The organism is Jiangella mangrovi (assembly GCF_014204975.1).
Lineage (GTDB): Bacteria > Actinomycetota > Actinomycetes > Jiangellales > Jiangellaceae > Jiangella > Jiangella mangrovi.
Genome location: NZ_JACHMM010000001.1, coordinates 5510898 through 5522039, shown reverse-complemented (window position 1 = coordinate 5522039; position 11142 = coordinate 5510898). Strand labels below are relative to the sequence as shown.

General features: G+C 74.8%; 9 protein-coding genes and 1 pseudogene. 5 read left to right on the top strand and 5 right to left on the bottom strand.

From position 1 onward, the window contains the following. Positions 1-247 precede the first annotated feature (247 nt). The 4 genes from HD601_RS25645 to HD601_RS25630 all read right to left on the bottom strand — a co-directional run bounded on the left by HD601_RS25645 (position 248) and on the right by HD601_RS25630 (position 4104). Complete coding sequence (locus HD601_RS25645; RefSeq protein ID WP_184826739.1) at positions 248-853, bottom strand: ACT domain-containing protein; 606 nt, start codon at positions 851-853, stop codon at positions 248-250. Positions 854-959: 106 nt separating this feature from the next. Continuing rightward, the gene (locus HD601_RS36030; RefSeq protein WP_184826737.1) at positions 960-1607 is read right to left on the bottom strand and encodes a response regulator; all 648 of its coding nucleotides are present in this window, start codon (positions 1605-1607) and stop codon (positions 960-962) included. Between the two features lie 31 nt (positions 1608-1638). Beyond that, positions 1639-3363 carry an ABC transporter substrate-binding protein gene (locus HD601_RS25635; RefSeq protein WP_184826736.1) on the bottom strand — a complete coding sequence of 575 codons (1725 nt, stop codon included), beginning with the start codon at positions 3361-3363 and terminating at the stop codon, positions 1639-1641. Positions 3364-3507: 144 nt separating this feature from the next. Beyond that, positions 3508-4104: a helix-turn-helix transcriptional regulator gene (locus tag HD601_RS25630; protein ID WP_184826734.1), complete on the bottom strand. Its 597-nt coding sequence runs from the start codon at positions 4102-4104 to the stop codon at positions 3508-3510. Positions 4105-4474: 370 nt separating this feature from the next. Here HD601_RS25630 and HD601_RS25625 point away from each other — a divergent pair, with 370 nt between their 5' ends. The 3 genes from HD601_RS25625 to HD601_RS25615 all read left to right on the top strand — a co-directional run bounded on the left by HD601_RS25625 (position 4475) and on the right by HD601_RS25615 (position 6475). Continuing rightward, complete coding sequence (locus HD601_RS25625) at positions 4475-5134, top strand: ABC transporter ATP-binding protein (RefSeq protein ID WP_425503489.1); 660 nt, start codon at positions 4475-4477, stop codon at positions 5132-5134. 188 nt (positions 5135-5322) lie between these two features. Further along, the gene (locus tag HD601_RS25620) at positions 5323-5508 is read left to right on the top strand and encodes a hypothetical protein (RefSeq protein WP_184826730.1); all 186 of its coding nucleotides are present in this window, start codon (positions 5323-5325) and stop codon (positions 5506-5508) included. A 19-nt stretch (positions 5509-5527) separates the two neighbouring features. After that, the gene (locus tag HD601_RS25615; protein ID WP_184826728.1) at positions 5528-6475 is read left to right on the top strand and encodes a MauE/DoxX family redox-associated membrane protein; all 948 of its coding nucleotides are present in this window, start codon (positions 5528-5530) and stop codon (positions 6473-6475) included. Positions 6476-6755: 280 nt separating this feature from the next. Here HD601_RS25615 and HD601_RS25610 read toward each other — a convergent pair whose 3' ends face one another. Continuing rightward, the gene (locus tag HD601_RS25610; protein ID WP_184826726.1) at positions 6756-7091 is read right to left on the bottom strand and encodes a hypothetical protein; all 336 of its coding nucleotides are present in this window, start codon (positions 7089-7091) and stop codon (positions 6756-6758) included. Here HD601_RS25610 and HD601_RS36290 point away from each other — a divergent pair. Beyond that, positions 6976-8335 (top strand): annotated as a pseudogene (locus HD601_RS36290) (ATP-binding cassette domain-containing protein). The gene HD601_RS25610 and the pseudogene HD601_RS36290 overlap by 116 nt on opposite strands. Beyond that, complete coding sequence (locus HD601_RS25600) at positions 8319-11090, top strand: ABC transporter permease (RefSeq protein WP_184826722.1); 2772 nt, start codon at positions 8319-8321, stop codon at positions 11088-11090. Before HD601_RS36290 ends, HD601_RS25600 begins: the two are co-directional and overlap by 17 nt. Positions 11091-11142 lie beyond the last annotated feature (52 nt).

Here is an 11142-nt window from a genome sequence, read left to right as displayed (position 1 = left end):
GGGTGGTTCTGGCCTGCTTGGTCTTGGGTCTGTGTGGCGTCTTGGGTTTGCGTCGCGTTTCTGAGCTCGATCCGGCCGGTTGGCGCGACGCAGACCCAACTGGGGTGTGGGTGCTGGTCTGGTGTCACGCGAAACGGCCGATTCGGGCTCGTGGGCGTGACGGGGGACCAGGACGTGACGGGAGACCAGGACCTGGGTGCGGCGAGGCGTGCCCAGAGTCTCCACCCCGGCAGAACCTGAACCCCGGCTAACTCTCCGGGGCGGTCCGGCGGATCGTCTGGGCCAGTGCCACCAGGTGGGCCAGCCGGGCCAGTTCGGAGTCGAGGATGCGCGGCCCGCCGTCGCGGCCGAAGACGATGGCCTGGCCGGTGTCGTCGACCGGGACACCGACGGCGACGACGTCCTGCCAGGGCTCGGGGGCCTCGGGGCCGATGGTGATGCGGGCGGGCTCGGTCAGCGGGAGCCAGGGCGCGTCGTAGCCGTCGTCCTCGGGGGCGCCACCACTGGCCCGCTGGACCTTCAGCGTCGAGCCCGAGGCGGGCAGCAGCAGGCCCCAGCCGGAGCGGAAGATGCCGGGGATGAGGTCGACCAGGATCTCCTCGGCGCGGTCGGGCTCGTCGGTCATGGCCTCGACGGCCTCGAGGTCGCGGTGCAGGCTGGCGCCGGGGGAGTAGTGGCCGATGAACTCGACCGTCACGTCGGCGACCGAGCGGCAGGCCGTCACCAAGGAGTCGGGCAGCCGTCCGCCGGGGAGGTCGACGAGGAAGTCGTCGACGACGAAACCGTCGCCGCGGTGCTCGACGACGTCGACGCCGACGATGTCACCGCCGGCGGCGCCGACCGCGGACGCCACGGCACCGAGCGAACCGGGACGGTCCGGTACGACCACACGCATGAGAAACGACACCCGCACAGAGTGACACAGAATCTGTCACGACCGTATTGCGCTCAGGCGTGCCTCAGTGTTCCGCGCGCAGCCACGCCAGCACCGCCAGCACCCGCCGATGGTCGTCGTCGGACGGCGGGAGGTCGAGCTTGGTGAGGATCGACGAGATGTGCTTCTCGACCGCGCCCTGGGTGACCACCAGCAGGCGGGCGATCGCGACGTTGGTGCGGCCCTCGGCCATGAGCGCCAGCACCTCGCGCTCGCGCGCCGTCAGCGTCTGCAGCGGGTCGCGGCGACGCCGGGCGAACAGCTGCGCCACCACCTCGGGGTCGAGCACCGTCCCGCCGGACGCCACCCGCTCGAGGGCGTCGGAGAGGTCGGCCAGGGCCGACACCCGGTCCTTCAGCAGGTAGCCCACGCCGCCCGCGCCGTCGGCCAGCAGGTCGCCGGCGTAGGACTCCTCGACGTACTGCGACAGCACCAGCACGCCGGTCCCGGGCACCGCCGAGCGGGCCGCCAGCGCCGCCCGCAGTCCCTCGTCGGTGAAGGTCGGCGGCATGCGGACGTCGACGATCGCGACATCGGGGCGGTGCTCCTGCACCGACAGCACCAGCGTGTCGCCGTCGCCGACGGCGTCGACCACGTCGGCTCCGGCCTCGCCCAGCAGACGCACCAGGCCTTCTCGCAGCAGCAGGGAATCCTCGGCAAGTACGACGCGCACCCGCACAGCATGCCAGGTGCACTCCACGCGGTTACTCCGGCGGTTCCAGCCAGAGCGCCCCGAACGCGAGCGACCCGTACGGCGCCCAGGCCATCGCGCCGCGCACCTGCGACCCCACCAGCCCCCGCTGCCGGTCGAACCGCAGCGGCACCACGACGGCGTCGGCGACGGCGCGGGCGTCCAGCTCCGACCAGGCCGCGGCCCGGGCGTCGTCGTCGATCTCGCCGGCGGCCGCCTCGGCGTCGGCGGTGAAGCCGGGGTCGTCGTAGCGGGACAGGTTGGCCGGCCCGCCCGCCGGGGTCAGCAGGTCGGCGACGGTGGAGCCGTCCATCCAGGGCGGCGCCCAGCTGCCGAGCATCAGCGCGTGCGGGCTGCCGGGGTCCTGGATCGCCGGGTAGTAGTCGGCCGGCCCCAGCGGCACCGTCGCCAGCGCGATCCCGGCCGCGTCCAGCGACTCCTGCAGGACGGCGGCCGCCGCGTGGTTCTCGGGGGTGTCGAGGTAGGCGAAGCTCAACGGTGGCATCGGCTCGCCCGCATCGTCCAGCAGCGCGCGGGCGGCCTCCGGGTCGCCCGCCGGCGGGTCCGCGGGCCCGGCCGACGCCACCTCGTCGGAGGCGATCCCGGGCGGCAGCAGCCCGGCGGCGGGTGCGCCGGCGTCGTCGCCGCCGAGCGCCTCGTGCAGACCGGCACGGTCGACGGCGGCCGCGATGGCCCGGCGGTGCTCGGCCAGCGGCACCCGGGTGGTGTTGACGGCCAGGTAGCGCACGCCCAGTCCCTGCCCGGCGATCAGGCGGTCCTCGTCGTCGGAGGAGAGCGGTGCCGGCGCGGCCTCCGGGTCCGAGGCGCGGGCCACGGCGGCCCGGTCGTCGCCCTCGTCGACGCGCATCCGCTCGTCGAGGTCAACGGGCTCGACGCCCAGTTCGACCTCGACCCGGTCGGGGTAGGCCGGGCGCAGCGGGTCGGTGTCGCGGTCCCACGCGTCGTTGCGGACCAGGGTGAGCCGCTCGGCCGACGCGGCGTCGATGCGGTACGGGCCGGACGACAGCGGCGCGCTGCCGTACCCGGCGCCGTCCGGGGTGTCCTCCGGGACCGGTCCGAACGCGAGCGCGGTGACGGCGTGCCCGAAGTCGCCCGCCGGCCGGGCGAGCCGGAAGGTGACCGTGCGGTCGTCGCCGGAGCAGCTGACGGCGCGGTCGAACGCGGCGACGTCGCCGGGGTCGGGCGCGTACGGTCCGGCGTAGGCGGGGTTGCCGTCGGGCCCCAGCGGGACGTCGAGCAGCCGGACCGCCCGCGGCAGGCCGTTGGCCAGGATGAACTCCGGGTTGAACGCCCTCGACACGCCGAACTTGACGTCGGCGCAGGTGAGCGCGGAGCCGTCCTCGAAGGTGAGACCGTCGCGCAGGGTGAAGGACCACTGCGTCGCGTCGCCGTTCGGGCTGCCGGTGTCGGTGGCGAGGTCGGACACCAGCTCGACGGCGGTGGGGTCGGCGTCGTAGGAGTAGGCCGTCAGGGTCCGCTGCAGGAACGCCGTCGTGAACGCGACGTCCTCGGCGAGGTACAGGCCCTGCTGGTCGAGCGGGAAGTTCAACCGGTCGCTCAGGTAGTACAGCGTGCCGCCGGCGGTGGGCTCGTCGCCCTCGGTGATGGCCGAACAGGCCGCCGCCACGCCCGTCAGCGCGACCAGGATCGTGCCGCCGGCCAGGGCTCGGCGACGGGGCCCGGGGCGCGACCGCTCGCGGGCACCGAAGATCAACACGTCACTTACCCCCTGCACGAACGGCCCGCGACCGGCTCAGACTGAGCGCCGATGGTGGCCGGGAGGTGGAACTCAGGCGAACGGGAGGTGTCGTCCACCGGACATGGAGCTACGACCCGGGCGAAGCGTGCCGCCCGGGACGGATCACGACGCGTGCCGGGCGCTGCCGTTCTGCTCGGCGGAGTCCTTGGCCTGGGCGCCCGGAGCCTGCGAGATGGGCATGGCCGGCTCGTCGGCGCGCGCCTCGACCGCCTCGATCAGCTTGATGTCGGCCTGGGTGTGCAGGATGGCCGCCTCGATGGTCAGCGCGGCGAGCGCGTCGTGCTGGTGCGTGCGCCTGCTGGTGCGCAGCGTCTGCAGCTCGGCCAGCCGGGAGTCGTGCTGGATGCGGCAGACCTCGCGGATGGCGTCGGGTCCGCGGCGGCCGGCGGCGAGCACCTTGAGGATGAAGTCGTCGCGATAGCCCGACGTGCGCGTGGTCGGCGTCGCCAGCCACTCGTCGAGGTCGCTGCGCCCGGCCGAGGTGATGAGATAGACCGTCCGGTCGGGCCGCGAGTCCTGTGGCACGGTATGCGAACTGACCATGCCGTCGCGATGCAGTCGATCGAGGATCTGGTAGACGTGGCCGATGTTCAGCCCGCCCCACTGGGGTCCGACGGCCTTCTCGAAATTCGCCTTGAGCTCATACCCGTAGCTGGGTCCGTCGGCCAGCAGGGCGAGAACGGCATGCTGAAGCGGCACTCTCACACTGTAAGGGTGAACCGGCCGTTCCATCGACATTCAGGGCCCGTGATCCATGGTCGTTCTCACTGTCATGGCGTTCTGACGCCGGGAATCCGCTTACCACCGCTCACGGCCGCCTCCAGAAGGTCGCCACATAGTCGCCATCGGGAACGGCGTTCGCCGGAGGCGGGGCTTGCGGAAGGGTGAGAGAATCGACCCCGGCCGTTAGTCGTGCCTAGTCGAAGGTCATGATGATCACATGAGACGGCAGGGTCCCAGCGAGGCTGCGGACGCCCGGTCGGGGGGTCACGACCGCTTCCCCGGTGCGCCCATCTCGCTGCGCAACGTGACGCGCCACTACCGCCAGGGCGGTACGCAGGTGCCGGCGCTGGTCGACGTCGATCTGGACGTCCGCGCGGGCGAGTCGGTCGCCGTCGTCGGGCCGTCGGGGTCGGGCAAGTCGACCCTGCTGCACGTCATCGGCGCCATGGACCGCCCCGACTCCGGCACCGTCCAGGTGGGCGGCACCAAGGTCGAGCAGCTGTCGCGGCGCGCCGCGGCGGCGTTCCGGCGCGGCGTCGGGTTCGTCTTCCAGCACTACCACCTGCTCCCGCAGCTCAGCGCGCTCGACAACGTCGTGGTGCCGCTCATGCCCATCCACGTCACGTTCGACCGGCACGAGCGGGCGCGCGAGCTGCTGGACGCCGTCGGCCTCGGCGCGAAGTCCGCGGCCCGGGTCGGCGACCTCTCCGGCGGCGAGCAGCAGCGTGTCGCCATCGCCCGCGCGCTGGTCGCGCGGCCCAAGCTGCTGCTGGCCGACGAGCCCACCGGCGCCCTCGACTCCCGCACCGGCGACGAGGTGCTCGACCTGCTCGCCCAGGTGCAGTCCGACTACGGCATGACCCTGATCCTCGCCACCCACGAGGCGGCGGTCGCGGCCCAGTGCTCGCGACTGGTCAGCCTGCGCGACGGCGCCGTCGTCGCCGACCACGCGCTCTGGGATCCGCAGCCCGAAGAGACGCTGCGCCGCGCCACCGGCCTCGGCTGACCTCGTCCACCCGATTCGAAACATGATCGTTGAGTGACCGTCGTGCGGCGCCCGGGGGTCGCAGGTGATCGCTGTGCCGCGCCCAGGCGAACAGTCTGTGACAGTCCGCGCCACGCCTGTCCGTCGTACCTAGGGGCAAGGTAGAAAAGAGGGACATAACACCAGAAGTACGACTCGGGGAGCACGTCATGTCCACCTTGATCATGTCCGCGGTTCGATCCGTGTTCGCGCCGGTCAACGCGTTGCGCGACTGCCCGCCCGACTGCCGGTACGAGGAATCGTGCGCGGGTGGGGTGCGGCTGCGCCGCGAGTGCTGCTTCCGGCCCGACTGTCAGTACCAGTGCGGCGCATGGACCCAGATCGGCTCCTGCTGACGGCCGGACGAGTGACGAGATGATCGGGTACGTCGCCGAGCTGGCGCGCTGGGCACTCGCCCTGGTGTTCGCCGCGGCGGTCATCGGCAAGCTGGTCTGGCCCGACGGCCTGGCCGGCCTGGGCACCACGCTGCGTGTGGGGCTGCACGTCCCGGCCCGGCTGGCCCGACCGGCCGCGGTCGCGCTGGTCTCGGCCGAAGGGGTCGTCGCGGTCCTCATCGCCGTGCCGGGCCTGACGACGGCGGGCCTGCTGGGCGCCGGGCTGCTCAGCACGGGGCTGACGGCGGGCGCCGTCGTGCTGGCCCGGCGCACCGAGGCGCTGCCGTGCCGGTGCTTCGGCGCGGGCTCGGCCACGGTGACGTGGTCGACGGTGCTGCGCAACGCCGGCCTGACGGCGCTCGCCGCGGCCGCGCTGGCGCTGGCCGGCCCGGCCGACGGCCGGGGCGCCGGCACGACGGTGAGCCTGGCCGCGCTCATGACGGCGGCGGCCGCGCTGCTCACCGGCCGGCGGATGGCGCTGCGGGCGCCGCGCCGCGGCCACGACGCCCACCACGACACCCACGGTCATGGGCACGACGGCGCCACCGTGACGCCGCCGCCGAGTGGACCGGAGGCCGGGACGCTCGCGCCGGCGGTGCCGGGGACGACCGGCGGCGTCCAGCTGGTCGCGTTCGCCTCGGCCACCTGCCAGGGCTGCCGCACCGGGCTGCCACGGCTGGTCGCGTACGCCCGGCTGCTCGGTGGCCGCGACCGCGTGGCCGTGGCGATCGTCGGCGACGCCGTCGCGGGCGCCGACATCGAGGCCGCCGTCGCCGGAGTGGCCCGCGTGGTCGGCGGCGAGCGCGCCGAGGCCCTGGCCACGGCGTACGGCGTCACGATGTTCCCGACGTACGTGCTGGTCGGCGCCGACGGGCTGGTCGAGGCCGCCGCCGTCTCCGTCGACGAGCTGCCGCGTCCGGTGCGGTGAGCGGCCCGGGGAACGGGCGGACCACCCCCGCGGCCGTTCTCCGCGTCCTCGGCCTGCTCTGGTCCGCCGCCCCCGGGTGGACCGCGGGCTTCGCGGCGTTGTCGCTGCTCGCGGGCGTCCTGGTGCCGGTCGACGCCTGGCTGCTGGCGCGCACGCTCGACACGGTCTCCGGCGGTGGACCCGGCGGCGGACCCGACGGCGGCACCGCGGCCGCCGTCGCCGCCGTCGTGCTGCTCGGGGGCGCGGCGGTGACGAGCGCCGTCGTCGCCGCGCTGACCCGCTACGCCGAGGGCGAGCTGTCGCGGCGCGTGGCACTGCGGGCCAAGGCGACGTTGATGCTGGCGGTCGCCCGGATCGCCGGTCTCGAGCTGCTCGAGCGGCCGGCCTTCCTCGACCGGCTGCGGCTGGCCGAGCAGGCCGGCACGGGCGCGCCGCCGGTGCTGGTCCAGGCGGTCTTCGGCACGGTGCGGACGACGGTGGCGGCGGCCGGCCTGGTGACGATGCTGGCCGCGGTCAACCCCTGGCTGGTCGTGCTGGTCGCCGCCTGCAGCCTGCCCGCCGTCGCGGCCACCGTCGCCGAGAGCCGCGAGCGGGCCCGCGTGCTCTGGCAGACCACGCCCGGGTTCCGGCGCGAGATGTTCTACGGCAGCCTGCTCACCGACGCCGGCGCGGCGAAGGAGATCCGCGTCTTCGGTCTCGGCGAGCTGCTCCACGACCGGATGACGACGGAGCTGCGGGCCATCGCCGCGGCACAGCGCGCGGTGGACCGGCGTTCGGCACTCGTCCAGGGCGGCCTGGCCGCGGCGGGCGCGGTGCTCGGGGCCGGCGCGCTGGTGTGGGGCGGCGTCCGGGCGGTCACAGGAGCAATCACCGTCGGCGACCTCAGTCTGCTGGTCACGGGCCTGGCCGGGCTGCGCGCGGCGGCCGCCGGACTGGTCCGGTCGGTCGGCGACGCTCACCACAGCGTGCTCGTGTTCGGTCACTTCGAGGAGGTGCTGGCGACGGCGGCAGCTGCCGGCACGGTGCCACCCGCCCCGCCGCTGCCGGGCCCGCGGTCCGTGCGCGCGGCGGGAGTGGAGCTGCGTGACATCTCCTTCGGCTACGCTCCCGACCATGCGCCGGTCCTGCGTGGCGTCACGTTCACCATCCCTCCGGGCGCCATGGTCGCGCTGGTCGGGGCCAACGGCGCCGGCAAGTCCACCGTCGTCAAGCTGCTGTGCCGGCTCTACGAGCCCACGTCCGGGCAGATCACGTGGGGCGGCCGCGACGTCGCCGGCCTCGACCCCCGCCGCCGTCCGCGGGCGCATCGGCGTGCTGTTCCAGGACTTCGTCCGCTACGACCTCACCGCCGCCGACAACATCGGCTTCGGCGACGTCCGGCGCCTCGGCGACGACGACGCGCTGCGCGCCGCCGCCCGCCTGGCCGGTGCCGACACCGTCGTCGACCGCCTTCCTCAGGGGTACGGCACCATGCTGAGCCGCGCGTTCGGTGGCAGCGACGACGCCGGCGGCGTGCAGCTGTCGGGCGGGCAGTGGCAGCGGGTCGCACTGGCGCGGTCGCTGCTGCGCGACGACGCCGACCTGATGATCCTCGACGAGCCCAGCTCCGGGCTCGACGCCGATGCGGAGGCGGAGCTGTACGAGCACCTGCGCACGCGCCGCGGCGGCCGGTCCTGCCTGCTGGTCACGCACCGGCTGAGCGCGGTCCGCGACGCCGACGCGATCGTCGTGCTGGCCGCCGGCCGGGTCGTCGAGCAGGGCACGCACGACCAGCTGCTGGCCGCGGGCGGCGAGTACGCCCGGCTCTACCGGCGGCAGACGCACGGGTTCGGGAGACCGGCCGATGCCGCCGCCGGCTGAGCCGCCCCAGGGCGAGCCGCGGCGGCGCGTGCGGCCGGGTGTCGCCCCTCTCGTCAAGGCCCAGCTGCGGGCGCACTGGGGCCGGGCGCTGGCGCTGGGCCTGGGCGTGGTGGCAGCGACCTCCGTGTTCACCGTCCTCACCGGCGCGACGGAGGTCGACCGCCTCGAGCTGCGCGGCCAGGTCGCGGCCGCGCCCGGCACCTACCACGTGCTGGTCCGCCCACCGGGGAGCCGCAGCGAGCTCGAGGCCGACCGCGGGCTGGTGCGGCCGTACCAGCTGTCCGGCCAGTTCGGCGGCATCTCCCTCGACGACTACGACGCCATCCGCGACGTCGCCGGCGTCGAGGTGGCCGCGCCGGTCGCCATGGTCGGGTACGTCATGTCCTGGACCCAGGTGGCCGTCGACGCCGGGCCGCGCACCGACGGCGGCCGCGAGCTGCTCGTGGCCGACATCGTCTACTCCACCGACCGCGGGCTCACCACCATCGACCAGCCGTCGGCGTCGTACTCCTACGTCACCCCCAACCCGATCTCGCTGGTCGGTGAGCTGTACGACAACAGCGCGCCGTACGGGCTGGCCGAGACCATGCCCGACGGGTCCACGGTGCTGGTCTGCCCGCGGCGCGAGAGCCGCGAGGACATCGCCGACTCCCCGGCCACCGCGGCCCGCGAGCGCGCGGCCAGCTGTCAGTCGACCCGGCCCGGCTCCGACCCCGCCGCCCTGGCGCATCAGGCGTCGGTGCGGCGCGGCGTCATGCTCGAGTGGTCCTTCCCGGTCCTGGTCGCGGCCGTCGACCCCGCCCAGGAGGCGGCGCTGGACGACGGCGAGACGTCGCCGTCGCTGCAGGCGCTGGCCGACTCCGCGCCCGCCACCGGCACCGGCAGCCGGCCGGTTCCCGTCCTGGTCGCGGCCGACCCGGACATCGACACCCAGGCCGAGGTGACGGTGCGCCGGCTGCCCGACGAGGCGGCCGACCGGTTCGCGGCCGGCCAGTCCCTGGACGAGGTCGGCGCGCTGCTGGCCACGCCGGGACCGGTCGTCGCCACGGACACCATCACGGCCCAGCGGGCCTACGCGTCGCTGATCGACGACGCCCGTGCGGGCCAGTCGGAGATCTTCGTCGACAGCCTCTGGACCACCGAGCCGACGACGTACGACGTCGGCGCCGGCGGCGTGCTGAAACCGCGCCCCGTCGACAACCCGCAGGACGTGTGGCGCTCGGCGGTGCGCCTCGAGGGGTTCGTCCCGACGCCCCCCGTCGCCGCCGACACCGGCTTCCGCACCGTCCGGCCGCACCCCGGCCCGGCCATCTCGTCCGGCGGCTCGCTGCCGCAGCTGCGCATCGTCGGCGCCTTCGACTCGGCGGACTTCGAGGCGGCCGAGTTCGACGGCGCCCACGGCCTGCCGCCGGCCGACGCGCGCAGCCGCGAGCTGCTCGGCGACCGCCCGCTCCTGCCGTCGGGCAGCCCGGCCTCCTACCACCTGGGGCCGCCGACGGCGTTCATCCGGCTCTCCGACCTCGACACCTTCACCGGATCCGGCATCGAGCTGGCCGACCCCGAGGCGCCGATCAGCGCCATCCGGGTCCGCGTCGAGGACGTCGACGGCGTCAGCCCGGTCGACCGCGAGCGGGTCCGGCTGGTGGCCGACCAGATCCGGGCGGCCACCGGGCTCGACGTCGACATCGTCCTCGGCAGCGCCGCCACCGAGCAGACCGTCGTCCTGCCGGCCGGCGCGTTCGGCCGGCCGGAGCTGGCGGTGGCCGAGACGTGGATGCGCCAGGGTGTGGTCGCCGCCGTCATGCAGGCCGTCGACCACAAGAGCCTCGCGCTGTTCGTGCTGGTCCTCGCCGTGAGCGCGCTGTTCGTCGCGAACGTCTCGGCGGCGTCGGCGCGGTCGCGGCGCAGCGAGCTGTCGGTGCTGAGCCGGGTCGGTTGGAGCCGCCGGCACCTGCTGCGGCTGCTGCTCGCCGAGGTCGTGCTGGTGGGCGTCGCCGCGGGACTCGCCGGCGCGCTGGTGTCCGTCGCCATCGGCTGGATCACCGGCCTGCAGGTCACGCTGGCGAGAGCCGTGATCGCCGTCCCGATGGCGGTGTTCGTCGCGCTCGTCGCGGCGGCCTGGCCGGCTTGGCGGGCCTCGAAACCGGCCGTCGCCGGCATGCTGCAGCCGCGGGTGCTGCCGGGCCAGCGCTCGCCGGTGGTGCGCGGGGTGCGCTCACTCGCGGTCGCCAACGTGGTGCGCTCGCCGGGACGGACGGTGCTCGGCGTGCTGGCCGTCGCCCTGGGGTGCGCCGCGCTCACCGCCCTGCTCGGCATCACGCTCGCGTTCAACGGCGCCGTCGTCGGCTCCGTGCTCGGCGACGCCGTCTCCGTCCGCGCGCGCGAGATCGACTACGTCGCCGTCCTGGTGACGATCCTGCTCTCCAGCGTCGCCGTCGCCGACGTGGTGTTCCTCAACATGCGCGACCGGCGGGCGGAGTTCGCCGTCCTCCAGGCGGTCGGCTGGGGCGACGGCCGGGTGCGCCGGGTCGTGCTCGCCGAGGCGGCGCTCATCGGACTGACCGGCGCCGTGGCCGGCACCCTGACGGGGCTGGCCATCGCTGCCGGGCTGGCCGGCGAGCTGCGGGCGGAGCTGCTCGTCGCGGCGGTCACGACCGTGGCCGGCGGCACCGCGGTGCCCGTCCTGGCCAGCCTCATCCCGGCCGCGGCGCTCCGCCGCATGACCGTGGCGTCGACCCTGACCCGGGACGCCTGAGGGGAGCGTTCGTCCGGCCGATCGCGCGCCGTCACGTGCGCGCTGCCGGTCG

What these genes read in the sequence shown, in the direction of transcription:
- HD601_RS25615 (WP_184826728.1), top strand. Translation starts at nt 5,528, where the DNA reads ATGATCGGGTACGTCGCCGAGCTGGCGCGCTGGGCACTCGCCCTGGTG.
- HD601_RS25600 (WP_184826722.1), top strand. Translation starts at nt 8,319, where the DNA reads ATGCCGCCGCCGGCTGAGCCGCCCCAGGGCGAGCCGCGGCGGCGCGTG.
- HD601_RS25620 (WP_184826730.1), top strand. Translation starts at nt 5,323, where the DNA reads ATGTCCACCTTGATCATGTCCGCGGTTCGATCCGTGTTCGCGCCGGTC.